General features: G+C 61.3%; 13 protein-coding genes. 6 read left to right on the top strand and 7 right to left on the bottom strand.

From position 1 onward, the window contains the following. Positions 1 to 7 precede the first annotated feature (7 nt). On the top strand, positions 8 to 1402 hold the full coding sequence (locus AC1DNW_RS01210; RefSeq protein ID WP_113310345.1) for an NAD(P)(+) transhydrogenase (Re/Si-specific) subunit beta: 1395 nt from the start codon (positions 8 to 10) through the stop codon (positions 1400 to 1402). 46 nt (positions 1403 to 1448) lie between these two features. On the opposite strand, the gene AC1DNW_RS01205 is transcribed toward AC1DNW_RS01210, so the two are convergent. The 6 genes from AC1DNW_RS01205 to AC1DNW_RS01180 form a co-directional block, all read right to left on the bottom strand. Then, positions 1449 to 1931 carry a DUF992 domain-containing protein gene (locus AC1DNW_RS01205; protein ID WP_113310344.1) on the bottom strand — a complete coding sequence of 161 codons (483 nt, stop codon included), beginning with the start codon at positions 1929 to 1931 and terminating at the stop codon, positions 1449 to 1451. A 62-nt stretch (positions 1932 to 1993) separates the two neighbouring features. Beyond that, positions 1994 to 3637: a sensor histidine kinase gene (locus AC1DNW_RS01200; RefSeq protein WP_113310343.1), complete on the bottom strand. Its 1644-nt coding sequence runs from the start codon at positions 3635 to 3637 to the stop codon at positions 1994 to 1996. A 209-nt stretch (positions 3638 to 3846) separates the two neighbouring features. Next, the gene (locus AC1DNW_RS01195) at positions 3847 to 4920 is read right to left on the bottom strand and encodes an FAD-dependent oxidoreductase (RefSeq protein ID WP_113310406.1); all 1074 of its coding nucleotides are present in this window, start codon (positions 4918 to 4920) and stop codon (positions 3847 to 3849) included. 25 nt (positions 4921 to 4945) lie between these two features. Continuing rightward, a complete protein-coding gene (locus AC1DNW_RS01190) occupies positions 4946 to 5809 on the bottom strand; it encodes a tetratricopeptide repeat protein (RefSeq protein ID WP_113310342.1) in 864 nt (287 codons plus the stop codon). A 137-nt stretch (positions 5810 to 5946) separates the two neighbouring features. Then, positions 5947 to 6159 (bottom strand): 30S ribosomal protein S21, encoded by a 213-nt coding sequence (gene rpsU, locus AC1DNW_RS01185; protein ID WP_113296127.1) that lies wholly within the window; start codon positions 6157 to 6159, stop codon positions 5947 to 5949. Positions 6160 to 6340: 181 nt separating this feature from the next. Continuing rightward, the gene (locus tag AC1DNW_RS01180) at positions 6341 to 7969 is read right to left on the bottom strand and encodes an adenylate/guanylate cyclase domain-containing protein (RefSeq protein ID WP_113310341.1); all 1629 of its coding nucleotides are present in this window, start codon (positions 7967 to 7969) and stop codon (positions 6341 to 6343) included. A gap of 295 nt (positions 7970 to 8264) precedes the next feature. Here AC1DNW_RS01180 and AC1DNW_RS01175 point away from each other — a divergent pair, with 295 nt between their 5' ends. Continuing rightward, positions 8265 to 10436, top strand: a complete 2172-nt coding sequence (locus AC1DNW_RS01175; RefSeq protein WP_477851761.1) for a CHASE2 domain-containing protein — start codon at positions 8265 to 8267, stop codon at positions 10434 to 10436. 4 nt (positions 10437 to 10440) lie between these two features. Here the strand turns inward: AC1DNW_RS01175 and AC1DNW_RS01170 are convergent, their stop codons facing one another. After that, positions 10441 to 11640 carry a FecR domain-containing protein gene (locus AC1DNW_RS01170; RefSeq protein WP_113310339.1) on the bottom strand — a complete coding sequence of 400 codons (1200 nt, stop codon included), beginning with the start codon at positions 11638 to 11640 and terminating at the stop codon, positions 10441 to 10443. 241 nt (positions 11641 to 11881) lie between these two features. Between AC1DNW_RS01170 and AC1DNW_RS01165 the strand changes: the two genes are divergently transcribed. Genes AC1DNW_RS01165 through AC1DNW_RS01150 form a run of 4 tightly spaced genes read left to right on the top strand, consistent with a single transcriptional unit; the run spans position 11882 to position 17020 of the window. Next, entirely contained in the window at positions 11882 to 13135 is a 1254-nt protein-coding gene (locus tag AC1DNW_RS01165) for a sarcosine oxidase subunit beta family protein (protein WP_113310338.1), read from the top strand. 12 nt (positions 13136 to 13147) lie between these two features. After that, positions 13148 to 13489, top strand: coding sequence for a sarcosine oxidase subunit delta (locus AC1DNW_RS01160; protein WP_113310337.1), 342 nt, complete (start codon positions 13148 to 13150; stop codon positions 13487 to 13489). Further along, complete coding sequence (locus AC1DNW_RS01155; protein ID WP_113310336.1) at positions 13486 to 16479, top strand: sarcosine oxidase subunit alpha; 2994 nt, start codon at positions 13486 to 13488, stop codon at positions 16477 to 16479. Before AC1DNW_RS01160 ends, AC1DNW_RS01155 begins: the two co-directional genes overlap by 4 nt. Then, entirely contained in the window at positions 16472 to 17020 is a 549-nt protein-coding gene (locus tag AC1DNW_RS01150; RefSeq protein WP_113310335.1) for a sarcosine oxidase subunit gamma, read from the top strand. Before AC1DNW_RS01155 ends, AC1DNW_RS01150 begins: the two co-directional genes overlap by 8 nt. Positions 17021 to 17027 lie beyond the last annotated feature (7 nt).

Genomic DNA, 17027 nt, shown 5'->3' with positions numbered 1-17027 from the left:
GGGGCCGATGACCAATATTGCAGCCTTCCTCTATCTCGTCTCCGGCGTCCTTTTCGTTCTGGCGCTGCGCGGGCTCTCGCATCCGGCCACCAGCCGCAAAGGCAATCTCTACGGCATGGTCGGCATGGGGATTGCGATCCTCACGACGCTGGTGCTGGCGACGCCCAATTTTGGGGGCTTCGTGTTGATCATCCTCGGCCTTGCCATCGGCGGCAGCGTCGGCGCCTATGTTGCCCGAACCATCCCGATGACCTCGATGCCGCAACTCGTCGCCGGCTTCCATTCGCTGGTCGGCCTTGCCGCCGTGCTGGTGGCGGCTTCCGCGCTCTATACGCCCGCCTCCTTCGGCATCGGCGAGATCGGCCAGATCCAAACCGAAGCACGCATCGAGATGGCGCTCGGCGTGGCGATCGGGGCGCTGACCTTCACCGGTTCGATTATCGCCTTCCTGAAGCTCGACGGGCGCATGTCCGGCAAGCCGATCCTGCTGCCTTACCGGCATGTGATCAATGCAACCCTGCTGGTGCTGATCGTGCTCTTCATCATCGGGCTGGCGGTGACTGAAAGCCACCTGGATTTCTGGGCGGTCGTTGCGCTCTCGTTGTTACTCGGCATCCTGCTGATCGTGCCGATCGGCGGCGCCGATATGCCTGTCGTCGTCTCGATGCTGAACTCCTATTCGGGCTGGGCTGCGGCGGGCATCGGCTTCACCCTTGGCAATCTGGCGCTGATCATCACCGGCGCGCTGGTCGGTTCCTCAGGCGCGATCCTCTCCTACATCATGTGCAAGGGTATGAATCGCTCCTTCATCTCTGTCATTCTTGGCGGTTTTGGCGGCGAGGCATCGGCTGGCGCCGCCGACAATTCCGACAAGACGGTGAAGCTCGGTTCAGCCGAAGACGCGGCCTATCTGATGGCGAATGCCTCGAAGGTCATCATCGTGCCGGGATACGGCATGGCGGTCGCCCAGGCCCAGCATGCGCTGCGCGAGCTCGCCGATAATCTCAAGAAGAACGGCGTCGAGGTGAAATACGCGATCCATCCGGTCGCCGGCCGCATGCCCGGCCATATGAACGTGCTGCTTGCCGAGGCTAACGTGCCCTATGACGAGGTCTTCGAACTCGAGGACATCAACTCGGAATTCGCCCAAGCCGATGTGGCCTATGTCATCGGCGCCAACGATGTCACCAACCCGGCGGCGCGCGACGACAAGACTTCGCCGATCTACGGCATGCCGATCCTCGACGTTGACAAGGCCAAGACCTGCTTGTTCGTCAAGCGCTCGCTCGGCTCCGGTTACGCCGGTATCGACAATACGCTGTTCTACAAGGACGGCACGATGATGCTGCTTGGGGACGCCAAGAAGGTCACCGAGGAAATAAACAAGGCGATCGCCCATTGATCGAAAAGCCCGCTTCAGCGGGCTTTTCATTTATCCTCGACAGCGGTCAAATCTCGCCTGGCACCAGCGTCATCTTCTCGACGCCGATTGCCAGGTTAAGACCCTCCTGGGCCTGCAGATTCAGCGGCTGCAGCATGAAGGCCTTGTCGGTGCCGCCGGCAATGACCTTGGCACCTCCGCCGGCACCAAGGCTGGCATCTGCGCCGATGCCGTAATATTCCCCGGCGAGTGCGAAGTCAGGCATATTGGTGCCAGTCTTGGCAAGCACCTGCCAGATCATCACACTCTTGCCGGTCTGGCCGATGTCGATACCGAATTTCTCGATCTTGCCGGCATACACCGCCTTGGGGCCGCCGGAAGCCGGCGTATAGGTGCAGATCAGGTTCTTTTCGGAAGTGACGATCAGCCCCTGGCCGCCATCCGATCCGCAGACGAGCCGGCCAAGCGACATATAGTCCGCTGCTGCAGCCGAACCGGCGCAGGCTGCGGCCGAAACGACTGCCGCGGCAATCATGGTTTGCTTGAACATGGTCTTTTTCCTTTTGAATGACCTGTTCGAAACGGATGGTTGCGGTGATTGTTCCGGTTGCGCTACTCGCGCTCCATCATCCGACGCTGGGCTGTAAGGATCCAGACGAGACCTTCGGGGCGGAAGTCAATATCGACCTTGCCCCGGAAAGCGGAGGCGGCATGAGCCTTGATGACGGTGGTGCCGAAGCCGGTGCGCGCCGGCGGTTTGACCGGCGGACCGTTGCTCTCAGTCCAGCTGAAACGCAGCATGTTGTCTTCCACTGGCTGCCAATCGAAACGCACGCGGCCCTGCGGCATCGATAGTGCGCCATACTTCACCGAATTGGTGGCGAGCTCGTGGAGCGCCAAGCCGAGATTCTGCACGGCATCGGGTTTGAGGATGAAATCCATGCCCTCGATTTCGACCTGCTCGCGGGCTTGCGGGAAAGCCTGCAGGTGGATGTCGATGACGCGATGCAGCGAGACACCGGACCACTGTTCGCCAGTCAAAAGCTCGATCGAGCGCACGAGCCCTTCAAGGCGATGGGCGACGGCTAGCCGGAATGTCTCGACGCTGTCGGCCTGCTTGGAGAGTTGGCGCATCATGGCGAGAACAAGCGTCAGCAGGTTCTTGGTCCGGTGGACAAGTTCGTGCATGACGAAGCGCAGCCGGTCTTCGCTCTGGCTCCGGTCGAAAGAGGCGTTCGAAAGCGCAATAGCCACCTGGTTGGCCTCGATGACGCTGGTTTCGACCGGCGAGACGATATGGCCGTCGCCGAGCCGGTTTGCCATGTCGGCGATCTCGCGGATCGTCGAGCGGACCTGCCTGGCAACGGCATAGGTTGCGAGTACGGCAACGAGAAACAGCACGAGCCCGCCGATCAGCAGGAAGCGCCAGGTGCTGAGGATCGGTGCCTGGGCGGTGGCGATCGGCCCCCACACCACGGTCTTCCAGGACCAGCCGGGAATCTGCGCATAGCCCAACAGGGCATGCGGGAGAATCTCGCTGTCTTCGAAAACGCCGCTGGAAGCGACGAGCGAGGGCAGAATGCGCGGGTCGAAGGGTTCGCCCGGCTGCAGGTTGGCCGGGCCACGGCTGGCTACCACGTGACCACCCTGATCGATCACCGCTGCCGACCAGCCGGAGGCAAGGCCCTCGGTCGTGACGAGTTTTGCGAGGTCGTTGGCATTCTGCGTGATGATCAATGCGGCGACGGGACCCTCGTCACGCGGCAGGGTGACGTTGTAGACCCACATGCCGCTCGTTGCGCCCATGAAGACGTCGGAGGCTTCGATACGGCCGGATTTCATGGCGGCCTCGAGAGCCGCGATGTTCGTCGTCTTGCCGAGCGACGTGCCGAAGGCGCGACGGGTATTCAGAAATTGCTGCCCGGTCCTGTCGACGGCGATCACATAGAGCGTATCGCCGCGCAGTGCTGTTTCCGTACGATTGTAGAAAGACTCATAGTCGCCGCTCTCCAGTTCGGGAGAGGAGGACAGCAGCCGCAATGTCGTCGCCATATCCTGAAGCTGGCGATCGATGGTGCGTGACAGGGCCAGCGCATCCTGCGCGGTTTCGCGCTTGAGCGTGGATCGCTGATTGTCTTCCAACTGCATGAGAAGAAGGGCAACGAAGGCGAAGATCGGTAGCGCAATCGCCACGGCCATAGCGACGAGATACGTTCCGATCGAAGCTTTCGGGAAAAGACGGGCGGCAAACTTCATCGATGCCGCCCCCGGTCTGCCGGGGCTGGATGCAGAGGAAGCTCGGTTTCGCAGGGTCTTACGAAAGCAAGAATCCGCATCGCTCGTAAACGCCCCTCACATTCATACCGCCCAATAGCCCGCTATCAAAGCAGGATCATGTTAGGGGGCGAGGCATATGGTTGCAACCTACTAAAATAGTCAGGTGTAAAATCGTCGATTTTTTTCGACTATTTTCTGTCGGTGAAGCGCTGCAGCCGAAAGGGCATGAGGCTTTCGTCAGTCTTGCCTGACAGAAGCTCGTCTGCAACAAGCAGGCCGGCAAGCGGAGCAAGTGTGACACCGGAGTGCATCACCGCGAAATAAAGACCCGGCCGGCCTGCATTGCCGATGATGGGGAAGCCGTCAGCCGGTGTCGGGCGATAGCCGACAGTAAAGAAATCGAACGTCAAATCGCCGTTGTCTGCGATCATCGCCTTGACGCGGGCGAAGAGTTCGGCAGCGCTTGCCTGATGGTCTTTGCCGGGATCGCCGTCACCGAAATCCGTGCCGGCGATGATACGGCCTTCCGCCGTCTGGCGCATATGCAGACGCGGTGTCATGACGAGGCCGTTCAAGCGTTTCGAGACAGGACGGGAGTGCACGATCAGGCCGGCGGGCGTGGAGAGCGGCAATGTGATTCCCGCCGAGGCAGCGATCGGAACTGCGCCTGCGCCTGCAGCTAGCACGACATGATCGGCTTCGTGCATGCCTGCTGACGTAACAACTCCGACGATTTGTCCGCCGCTCTGCAGCAGACCGTTGACCGTGGCATGAACGAACGTCGCGCCGCGCGCTTCGGCGTCCGCAAGCAGCAAGCGCGCAGCGGCAACAGGCTCGACCGCACCTTCTTCTGCCACATGGAGGGCGAAATCCGGATATTCGCTAAGGCCGGGTTCGAGCAGCGCGCTTTCTTCACGGCCTAGCCGGCTGATACCATAGCCCCAACGGCCATACTCTTCGGCATAGGCCTCGAGATCGGCCGGCGGCGCATCCCAGCAGAGACCACCGCACCAGGAAAGCGGCAAGCCGGGCAGTTCCCGTGCCAGTCGCTTCCATTCGGCCATCGCCCTGCGGCGAAAATGGAAATAGAATTCGGGATTGCCCCAGCTCGCATTGATCCAGGCAAAGGAGCAGGGTGTCGCCACACCGCCGAGTTCTTCGCCGACGACGGTGACTGCTGCACCCTTGCGTGTGAGATGCCAGGCAATGGAGGCGCCGACGATGCCGGCGCCGACGACGATCACATGCGGTTTCGCTGTCATCGCCGCTACCTCTTCCTGATATCCGTCAGCCGGCGGTGCCGCCGACGCGGGCAAGCCCATCGCGGGCCGGCTGGTATTTCGGATCTAGGCCGACTGCATGGCGGTAGGAGCGGATGGCCTTGTCCTTCTCGCCGCGGCGCTCGTAGACGAGAGCTTGGTTTGCCCATGATTCAGCGAGGTTGCCGTTGAGCTCGATCGCGTGGTTGAAGTCGGCGAAGGCGTTGTCGTTATCGTTCAGAGCAATATAGGAAATGCCGCGGCCATTGTAGGGCTCGGGCGAATTCGGCGAGAGCGAGATCGCCTTCGAGAAATCGTCGATCGCCTTATCCTGCTGATTGCGCTTCTGATAGATCAGGCCGCGATTGTGATAGGCGCGGCCATCCGTCGTGCCGAGCTGGATCGCTTTTGAGAAATCATTGAAGGCCTGATCGTCCTGGCCAGCCATGCGGTAGACATTGCCGCGACCGATATAGGCGACGTCATAGCTCTGATTGATCTGCAGGGCTGCGTTGTAATCGGCGATCGCCTGCTGCTGCTGGCCCATATTGCGGTAGACCAGCGCGCGGTTGGCATAGGCTTGGAAAAAGCGCGGGTTGATCTGCAGCGCGGTGTTGAAGTCGTCGAGCGCCTTGCGGAATTCGCCGCCGCGGCCATAAGCGGAACCGCGGACATTGTAGCCTTCCGGATCGCGCGGATTGGCGTTGATGACGGCCGTCAGCGACGCGATGTTCTCCTGCGAGCCCTGCGCCTTGTCGATGCGGATCACAGCGTCCGACGTGTTGGTCGTTTCACAACCGGCAAGGCCAAGCGCTGCGGCAAGCGCCAGCGAGGCTAACACGATCGATTTCTGCGAACGCGAGCGGGACGGATTCAAAGTTATGACAGCCATTCGGGCTCGCTTTCCCCATGCAGCATATCCAGCAAGGCGGATATGTAATCTTCAGCAGAAATTAAAAAGGCGGCGGCGAAACTTATCGCCCCCGCCACACATGCATCTGAAAACGTCGAAAAAACGACGGCACCGCCTTAGTGTGCAACCAGACCTTCGCGCTGCGCGCGCTTGCGGGCCAGCTTGCGAACACGACTAACAGCCTCGGCCTTTTCGCGAGCACGCTTCTCTGACGGCTTTTCGTAATAGTCGCGCATCTTCATTTCGCGAAAAATGCCTTCGCGCTGCATCTTCTTCTTGAGAGCGCGGAGAGCCTGGTCAACATTGTTATCGCGGACAAGTACCTGCACGAGAATCACGTTCCTTTGGTTTGGTTGATGCCGAAAGGCGGCGCAGCGCCCAGGGCAAAACTATAACGTTCGCGCGGCCGAAGCCTTGCGATTGGTTACGCGAAATAGCAGATCGGGTGAGTGAAGTCCAGACGGCACACGTGCGAGTAGGCGGAAAAATACCGCCCATGATTACACGGCGCTAGGAGCGCGCCGTCTCGGGCTTGGTTTCGTCCAATGCGGCGATCGCCTCCTTCAGCGCTGCCATCACGCGGGACCGGTCGGCAGGCTCGAGCCGCGCCATATCCAGATGCAGGTCGAGACCGGCCAAATGCTCGCTTAGAACTCGGCTCTTGTGATCGGCGCCGAGCATCAGCCCGTCCACGGCGTAGGGTACGATCTCCCGCTGGATCCCCTTCATGGTGATCGGCGGCAGGGGATGGGCATCGACGATATCCTTCACCAGCGCATAGGTTTCGTAGCTGATGACGATCTCCCCGCCCTGGGCGATCGATTGCAGGCGCGCAGCCAGATTCGCTTCGGCGCCGATGATCGTATAGTCCATGCGGTCGTTGCTGCCGAAATTGCCGACATTGCAGTAGCCGCTGTTGATCCCCATGCGCACCACGAAGGGTTCTTCCGTGCCGTTTCTGCGCCACCTGTCCTTCAGTTCGCCGAGCCTGCGCTGCATATCGACTGCCATGCGCAGGCAAGCCTTGGCATCTTCTTCCGGCCCCCTGGTTTCGGGATCGCCGAAGAAGACCAGCATCGCGTCGCCGATGAACTTGTCCACCGTGCCGCCGTGCTTCAGAGCGATCGTGGACATTTCTGTCAGATATTCGTTCAGCATCTCCGTCAGCGCTTCCGGCTGGAGGCGCTCGGTCGTCGCCGTGAAATCCTTGATGTCGGAGAAGAAGATCGTCAATCGCTTGCGCTCGGTGTGGACCACCACATCCTTCTGACCGCTGAAGATGCCCTTGTAGATCTGCGGCGACAGGTAACGGGAAATCTTCAGCGAAACGCTGGCGAGGAACTCATTTGCCGCCTCCAGGTCGCGGTTGGCGTTGTGGATGACGCGCGTCTGCTGGCGCTGCAGGACAATGAAGCTGATGCCGATAATGGCGACGAACAGGAAATAGCAAAGCAGATATTTGAAGGCGAGAATATTGCTCGCATAGGGCTGACGGATAATGACTTCCTGGATGCCGCGCACATCGCCCACCTTCCAGTCCTTCTTCGGGCTTTCGGGGTGGGTATTGTGACAGGCGACGCAGGCCTGGCCCATAATGACGGGTGTGATGAGCCGCAGCGTATCGGTAAATCCGATGCGTGTCAGATCGGTCAGCGTCTGGCTGGAATTGGCGCGCAGGGAGGTCAGCGACGCCTTCTCGAAATTATCGAGATCGTGAGGCGCACGATTCCTGAAAGGCAGATCGGAGAGGAAGCGATAGGTAATATTGGCCTGCTGCTCCTTGATAACGTCTCCGAGTTCCAGTGAAAGCGTCGCCGGCAGCGGAATCGCGCCCGGAATATTGGCGTAGTTGTGGGAGACGACGGTGCCGTTGACGTCGCCCGCCTGATGGGCGGCAAGCACCCGGCCGACGACATTCGCCGAATAATAGGAGCGGATGCTCGTGACGAGCGAGCTCATGTCCCGCGCCTGCCGGCGCAGAGCGCTTTCGGAGAGATCACTGATATCGAGCCAGACGGCAAGCGGCAGCCCGGCCAGCATCGCCAACACGACGACGACCAGCCAGTAGCCGCTTCTGCGCGCGTTGAAAGCCGGATCTTCGGCAATTCTTGCCGTGGTCTCTCCTTGCGGATCTGCCATGGCTCATCCCCTCGACAATGATCGATTTGTTAAATCCCCTGAGACACAAGAACATTTCGCCGCAGGCGCGGCAAGGCCGGTGCGTATAGGTCGGGCTAAAAGCGACGGCCAAATCTGGAAGTAATTCCACGCTGTGTTGCCGTTGCATCTCAGCGACAACCTGACCGATGCCGATAGCCGGATTCCGCTTTGTTGTTCAGCTTGTGAGTGAGCGAATGGCCTTTGGTGTCAAACAGGCGTAGCCTGCCTGTGGCGGGACGGCTCCTGGATCCGCCCGAGGGGAGGTCGGGAACGCATGACGCGATTGCAGCAGATCGGTGTGCTGATCGGCCTGATCATTGTGGCTGCGCTCACGATGTTCCGGGCAAGCGATCCACCGGTGCTGAAGCAGATCCGCGACGTTACCTTCGACGAGTATCAGCGCCTTGTGCCGCGCAGCTTCGAAGCGGTGCCGGTTCGAGTGGTTGATATCGACGAGGCTTCCCTGCGGGAGTTTGGTCAGTGGCCATGGCCGCGCGACAGGCTGGCCGCGCTGGTTGAGCGCCTCTCCGACATGGGAGCGGCGGCCATCGCCTTCGACGTCATCTTTGCCGAGCCCGACCGGATGTCCCCGCGCAATGTCATCCAGGAGGTGGAGGGCGTTGATCCATCGCTCGCCGCGCAACTGCCTGATAATGACGAGATCTTCGCCCAGTCGATCGAAGGAAAGCCTGTCGTTCTCGGCTTCGGGCTTTCCAATGAGGGCAACTACAAGCCACCGGTAAAAGCCGGCTTTGCCTTTACAGGTGAAAGTCCGCTGTCGGCGCCTCCGCATCTGAACGCTTCCACGCCGCTCCGGCCGAGGCTGGAAGCGAATGCCTTGGGGCTTGGCCATGTCAGTCTCAATCCGGGCAGCCCGTCATCGGTGGTCCGCGCGGTGCCGCTGTTCCTCAGCGATGGCGAACAGTTCTATCCCAATCTTGCGATCGAAGCTTTGAGGGTGGCGCAGGGTGCCTCGACCTATGTGCTGGCCGGCGCACCCGACCGGGCAGGGATCATCACCTCGGCGAAGATTGGCGATTTCGTCGTTCCGCTGACGGCTGCCGGAGAGATCTGGCTTTATGTGACGCCGAACCGGGCAGAGCGCTACGTCTCGGCTCGAAAAGTCCTTGCAACCGGCGGCGTGGCCTCCGATGTCGCTGCTCAGATCGAAGGAAGCATCATATTCGTCGGCACTTCTGCGGTCGGGCTGCAGGATATCCGCACCACCGCGCTCGGAGAAAACGTGCCGGGTGTTTCGCTACAGGCGCAGACTGTCGAGCAGATCCTTTCGGGCCGCTATCTGTCACGGCCGGACTGGGCCGACGGGCTGGAGATCCTCTCCATTGCCGTGCTCGGCTTCCTGCTCGTCATCATCACCACCTTCGTCAGTCCTGCCGTGGCGCTGGTTTGCGGCCTGGCGATTACCGCGATGGCGCTTGCTGCTTCGTGGTTTTCTTTTCTCTATGCCGGTCTGCTGTTTGATCCGCTGGCGCCTATTATCAGCGGTTCCATCACCCATTTTGCCGCGACGTCGTTCCGTATCCTCGTCATAGACAGGGAGCGGCGGGAAGTGCGGCGCGCCTTCGGCCATTACCTCTCGCCCTCGCTGCTCCACCGGATCGAGCATACGCCCGACGCGCTGAAGCTTGGTGGGGACGAGCGCGAGCTCACCATGATGTTCGTCGACGTGCGCAATTTCACGGAAATCAGTGAAAGGCTGACGCCGACCGCCGTCGTCCAGTTCCTGAATACGCTGCTTGATGCCCTGAGCCGTCACGTCGTGGGGAACGAGGGAACGCTCGATAAATTCATCGGCGATTCCATCATGGCGTTCTGGAATGCGCCGGTCGATGTTTCCGATCATGCAGCAAAAGCGCTGCGGGCAGCACTCGCCATGCGGGAGACGCTCGCCGAGCTCAATGCCCGTGATGCCTTCGGTTTCGGCAGCGCTGAGCAGGTGAGGATCGGCATCGGCATCCATACAGGCCTTGCCTGTGTCGGCAACATGGGCGCGAAGACACGTTTCAACTATTCGGCAGTCGGTGACGCCGTGAATGTCGCGGCGCGCCTCGAATCCTGCTGCAAGGACGTCGGCTTCGATATCCTGATCTCCGACAGCACGGCGCGGATGCAGAGCGGAGCGGCGCTGCTGGAGGCAGGAGCTGTTCCGCTCAAGGGAAAGAGCAGCCGAACGCAGATCTTTGCAGTGGTCGGCGATAAGAAGGTCGCTGCCTCCTCGGAATTCGGTGCCCTGCATCTCGTCCATGAGGACGTGATGAGCGCCTTGCGCGGGCGTTCGAGGAACAGCCGCAAGCTGATCGGTGCTGCAAAGCTCGCCGGGGTACAAGTCTTGCCCGGCCTCACAGGGTTCTACGAACGGATATCGGGCAGGAACGATCATTTCCGGGAGGATATCGGCCTGCCGGAAAAGCAGGCAGGGGAATAGTCAGTCAGCGATTGCGGTTCCCGCCGCCATTTCGGTCCCTGCCGCCATTTCCGCTCCAGCCACCATTTCCGCCCCAGCCGCGATTCCGCTCATGGTCATGATCCCGGTCTCTTCCAGCGCTCTTGTCGTCGCCGGCGGTCGGGTTTTCACCGCCGCTTCTTTCCTGCCTGCCCGGCCCGTCCTGATGGCTGCGGTCCTGATGGTTGTCTGCCCTTTCTGTACGGCTGGGCCTGTCGGGCGCGTCATGTCTATCTGCATGATCGGATCTATCGTGCCGGTCCGGCCTTCCATGATCGCCATGGCGATCGTTTCTGTCGTGCTTATCCTTCCAGCCATGCTTGTCGTGTTCGCCATGCCAGCCATGTTTCGGCCCATCATGGTGGGGTTTGTCGTGGTGGGGCTTGCCGTTATTCGGTTTTTCCGGCCGCTGCTTCGGTGGATCATCCTGCTTTTGTAGTTGCCGTGGGGGCGGCGGATCCGGATCCCGTGACAGCGGTGCTGGGCGAACCCGGTCCTTGCGCTCAGGGTCGACCGAGGCCATCCGGCAGCCGCCGAGCAGGCCAAGGCCGCCCGTCAGGCTCTGATTGCCGGAGAGGAAGGGGAGGGCGCGCTGGTTGCCCAATCTCTGCAGCACGGTGCGGTTGACGGGCTGGGTATCCGTCATGTTGCCGTTCGGCCGGGCAACGACGCAATCGCAACGTTGCTGCAGTTGCCGGCAGCCACCGGGGCCGCAAAAGGTGGCCGCGCCGTTCAGCAACACCACGGCTGTCGTGCCGTCGGGGCCGACATAGAAATCGAAGGCGGTGCCGCGTACACCGATCGTGCCGGCCGGGGTCTGGATCTGATAGGCGGAGGATTTCGAATTGCCGCTGACCCAGCGGAATGTGCCCTTGGCCGCCTTGATGGAGAGGCGTTTGACGGAATCGGTATCGTCGAAAACATATTTGTCGATGACGACAGACGAGCCCCAGCCGACGGCAAGCTTGGTACCGTCGCGGAATATGAACTGACCTAGCCCTGATTGCGAGGTGCGGATGCGCTCGTCGCGGTGGACCACGTCGTTGACGATGATCGGGCCACCCTGTCCGCTCACTTCGGTTCTGATGAGGGTTGCCTGGCCGACAGGTTCAGCGGCAAGCGTAGGCCATGCGCTTAACAGCGCGAAGCACAAGCCCGCGATCCCTATGCTACGCAAACCCAACATGTGACACCCCACATATCCGAATATTAGCATTTGCAGGCGGCCGCTTCTGCCTGCCCTGTTGGGTGAGAAAAGGGTTATGCCGCATTTGCGAAGGGAGGCAGCCGTAAACGGAGGCGGTGCACCTGTCGTCGTGTCAAAACAAAAGCTCTTTCACGTCGCAAAAGAACCGTTGTGCCGCAATTCGATTTGCGATTTGTATGGCCACGACGAAAATACCGTTGCCTGAAGGAGATGATGGCGGATGCGGAAATATTCGGTTTTTGCCGTAGCGCGGGAGGCTCTGCGCGGGCACAGGGGCTGGGAAAAGCAGTGGACCTCGCCGGAGCCGCGATCCGAATATGACGTCATCATCATCGGCGGCGGCGGCCACGGGCTGGGCGCGGCCTATTATCTCGCCAAGGAGCATGGCATCACCAACGTGGCGGTGCTGGAAAAGGGCTGGCTCGGTGGCGGCAATACCGGCCGCAACACCACCATCATCCGCTCCAACTATCTCTATGAAGAGAGCATGCACATTTACGAGCACTCGATGAAGCTCTGGGAAGGGCTGTCTCAGGAGCTCAACTACAATGTCATGTATTCGCCGCGTGGCGTGATGATGCTCTCACACAACGTGCACGACACGCAAAGCTTCAAGCGGCATATTCATGCCAACCGGCTTTACGGCATCGACAATGAGTGGCTGACGCCGGAGCAGGCCAAGGCCTATTGCCCGCCCCTCGATATTTCGGCGACCGCGCGCTATCCGATCAACGGTGCAGCCCTGCAGCGCCGCGGCGGTACGGCGCGTCACGATGCTGTTGCATGGGGTTATGCGCGTGCGGCGTCCGACCGTGGCGTCCACATCATCCAGAATTGCGAAGTCACCGGCGTCCGCCGCGGCGCTGATGGACGTGTGACCGGTGTCGAGACCAACAGGGGCTTCATCGGCGCAAAGAAGGTCGGCGTGTCTGCTGCCGGCCACACGACAACAATCATGCGGATGGCGGATGTGCGCGTGCCGCTGCAATCGAGCCCGCTGCAGGCGCTGGTGTCAGAGCCGCTGAAGCCGATCTTCCCCTGCGTCGTCATGTCGAACACGGTGCATGCCTATATCTCGCAATCCGACAAGGGCGAGCTCGTCATCGGCGCGGGCACGGACCAGTATAATTCCTACTCGCAGACCGGCGGCTTGCAGATCATCACGCATACACTCGATGCCATCTGCGAGCTCTTCCCGATGTTCCGCCGCGTGAAGATGATGCGCCAATGGGGCGGGATCGTCGACAATACGCCGGATCGTTCGGCCATCCAGTCGAAGACACCGGTTCCCGGACTTTACGTCAATTGCGGCTGGGGCACTGGCGGCTTCAAGGCGACACCAGGTTCGGCCAATCTCTTCGCGCACCTGATCGCCCGCGACGAGCCGCACAAGTTCAATGCTGGGCTGACGCTGGAGCGTTTCCGTTCCGGCCGGCTGATCGACGAGGCGGCCGCTGCCGCCGTCGCGCACTGACAGGAGGACGACATGCTGCTGATTTACTGCCCCTACTGTCAGGAAGAGCGCTCCGAGCTCGAGTTTCGTGGTGCCGGTGACGCCCATATCGTTCGGCCGGCCAATATAGCCTCAATCTCTGATGAGCAGTTCGAGGAATATTTCTTCCTGCGCGACAATCCGAAAGGCCTGATTTTCGAGCGCTGGCGGCACATGCACGGCTGCGGGCGCTTCTTCAACGCGGCGCGCGATACTATCAGCGACAAGTTCATCATGACCTACAGGGCCGGCGAACCCAGGCCCGACATCGGAACTGCGGCCGAGCCGCATGCGCCGGTCGAGACCTACGAAGCAGTTGAAGGAGAGGCCCAATGAGCGGCGCGAACCGTATTGTCGGCAAGGGCCGGCTGACGCCCGCCAGGACCGCGCGTTTCACCTTCGACGGCAAGAGCTATACGGCGCTCGAAGGCGATACTGTCGCCTCTGCCCTGATTGCCCATGGTGTGCATCTCGTCGGCCGTTCGTTCAAATATCATCGCCCGCGCGGCATTCTTTCGGCTGGCGCCGAGGAGCCGAACGCGCTGATCGATGTCGCGCGCGACAGCGCCCGCAAGCAACCGAATGTCAGGGCAACCGTGCAGGAAGTCTTCGACGGCATGATCGTGAAGTCGCAGAACCGCTGGCCGTCGCTTTCCTTCGATGTCGGCGCGGTCAATAACCTGTTCTCGCCTTTCTTTGCAGCGGGCTTCTACTACAAGACCTTCATGTGGCCGCGGGTTGCATGGAAGCGCGTGTACGAGCCGATGATCCGCCGTGCTGCCGGCCTTGGCGTCGCTCCGACCGAAGACGATCCTGACCATTATGCCAGCCGTTACGCCCATTGCGACGTGCTGGTCGCCGGCGCCGGCATTGCCGGTCTTTCTGCAGCACTGGCCGCCGCAGAGGCCGGCGCGAAAGTCATCCTCTGTGACGAGCAGGCGGAAGCAGGTGGCGCGCTGCGCTTCGACACCGGCGTTAAGGTGGACGGGCTCGACGGCTATGCCTGGGTCCAGCAGACCCTCGCGCGGCTGACGGGCATGGAGAATGTGCAGGTCCTGACCCGCACAACGGCCTTCGGCTACTACAACCACAATTTCATTGGCCTCGTCGAACGCGTCACCGATCATGTTGCCCGCCCCGCCCGCGATCTGCCGCGCGAACGGCTGTGGCAGGTCCGCGCCAGGCGCGTCATCCTGGCGACCGGTGCGATCGAGCGGCATATGGTGTTTCCGAATAACGACCGGCCGGGCATCATGCTCGCGTCGGCCGGGCGGATGTATCTCAATCATTATGGCGTTGCGGTCGGCCAGAAGGTCGGCATCTATACAGCCCATGATTCAGCCTACGAGGTGGCCTTCGACCTGAAGCGGGCGGGTGTTTCGATCGCCGCGATCGTCGATAGCAGGCAGGCGCCGGGAGCAGCAGTGTTGGCCGAAGCCCGCACGCTCGGCATCGATGTGCTGACCGGTCAGTCGGTCGTCAACACGTCGGGTGCGCTGCGTATCTCTTCGATGACGGTCGCGCGCAATGGCGGCGGTTCGCCGCGGAAGATCGCCGTCGACGCGCTGCTCGTCTGCGCTGGCTGGACGCCATCCGTGCACCTTTTCTCGCAGTCGCGGGGCAAGGTCGCCTTCGATGCCGAGACGCAGCGTTTCCTGCCTGGTACCTATGCGCAGGACTGCCTTTCCGTCGGCGCCTGCAACGGCACGGATGGCCTGCAGCAGACCGTCGAGGAATCGCTGGCCGCCGGCGAGTTGATGGCACGGGCCGTCGGCAGAGAAGCCGGCAGCAAGATCGGGATTTCCGTCGAGCAGGCTTTCGACTGGACGGGCGGCATGATCGGTGCTGCCGAAGGCGCCGGACCGGATACGAACGCCAAGGCCTTCATCGACTTCCAGCACGATGTCTGCGCCAAGGATATCCGCCTCGCGGTGCGCGAGGGCATGCATTCGATCGAGCATATCAAGCGCTTCACGACGAATGGCATGGCTTCCGATCAGGGCAAGCTTTCCAACATGCATGGCCTGGCGATTGCCGCCGAAACGCTCGGCAAGGATATTCCGCAGGTCGGTCTCACCACCTTCCGCGCGCCCTATACGCCGGTGACCTACGGTGCGCTGATCGCGCATTCGCGTGGTGCCTTGTTCGACCCCACGCGCAAGACGCCGCTACATGCTTGGGAAGAGGCCAGGGGCGCGGTTTTCGAGGATGTCGGCAACTGGAAGCGCGCGTGGTTTTATCCGCGCGCCGGCGAGACGATGCATCAGGCGGTTTCCCGCGAATGCCGCACGGCACGCGAGGTTGCGGGTATTTTCGATGCTTCGACGCTCGGCAAGATCGAGGTCGTCGGACCGGATGCGGCCGAATTCATGAACCTCATGTACACGAATGCCTGGGATACGCTAAAGCCTGGCAAATGCCGCTACGGGATCATGCTGCGCGAGGATGGCTTCGTCTATGACGACGGCGTCGTTGGCCGTCTGACGGAAGACCGTTTCCATGTGACGACCACAACCGGCGGGGCGCCGCGTGTGCTCCACCATATGGAAGATTATCTGCAGACGGAATTCCCGCATCTGAAGGTATGGCTGACATCGGTGACCGAGCAATGGGCCGTCATCGCCGTGCAGGGGCCGAAGGCCCGTGAGATCGTGGCGCCACTGGTCGAAGGGCTCGATATTTCCAACGAGGCTTTCCCGCACATGAGTGTTGCCGAGTGCAAGGTGGCGGGTGTTCCGGCGCGTCTCTTCCGCGTCTCCTTCACCGGTGAGACTGGCTTCGAAATCAATGTGCCTGCCGATTACGGCCAGTCGGTGCTGGAAGCGGTCTGGGCCAATGCCGAGCCGCTCGGCGCCTGTGTCTACGGCACCGAAACCATGCATGTGCTGCGCGCCGAAAAGGGCTACATCATCGTCGGCCAGGATACAGACGGCACAGTGACGCCCGACGATGCCGGGCTTTCCTGGGCTGTCTCAAAAAAGAAGGCGGATTTCGTCGGCATTCGCGGCCTGAAGCGGCCGGATCTTGTCAAGGAAGGCCGCAAGCAGCTCGTCGGTCTCGCGACAAAGGATGCGAAGCTGGTGCTCGAAGAGGGTGCGCAGATCGTCGCCAATCCGAACCAGCCCAAGCCGATGAAGATGCTCGGTCATGTGACCTCGGCCTACTGGTCTGAAAATTGCGGCCGCTCGATCGCCTTTGCGCTGGTTGAAGGCGGACGCAACATGGTGGGCGAAACACTCTATGTGCCCATGCCGGATCGGACCATCCCGGTCGAGGTGACGGATATGGTGTTCTTTGACAAGGAAGGAGGCCGTATCCATGGCTGAGGTCGCAATTCGCAAACCGGCTCTCTCCGGCCTCCTTGCCGGTTCGGCCACGGTGCGCCTGACGGTGGCGCCGGTGGCAAGCCGCCTTGCGCTGCGTGCGCCGGCTGAATCGGTACAGACGCTCTCTTCCGCACTGGGATTGGCCTTGCCCACGACGCCAAAGACCTCCGGTCGCTCGGAAGGGCTTTCGGCCCTCTGGCTCGGACCGGACGAATGGCTCGTTATCGAGGAAGCCGGGGCTGATCTGCCGGCACTTCTAAGCGGCGTCGGCGTTCTTCATTCGGCCGTCGATGTATCCCACCGCAACGTCGGTGTCATCGTTTCCGGACCGGGTGCGGAAGCGACCCTTTCTGCCGGTTGCCCGCAAGACCTCTCACTTGCGGTTTTTCCGGTGGGCGCCTGCTCGCGGACGATCTTCGGCAAGGCCGAGATCGTGCTCTTCCGCACCGAGGACGATACGTTCCGGGTGGAGTGCTGGCGGTCGTTTTCGGACTATGTTTTCGGGCTGCTGGCCGAAGGCGCCGAGGATGCGGGCCATTAAAGCCCGC

The sequence above is a fragment of the Rhizobium sp. 05L429 genome, assembly GCF_056397645.1.
Note: the sequence above shows the minus strand (reverse complement) of the source record. Positions and strands in the feature narration are given on the sequence as shown.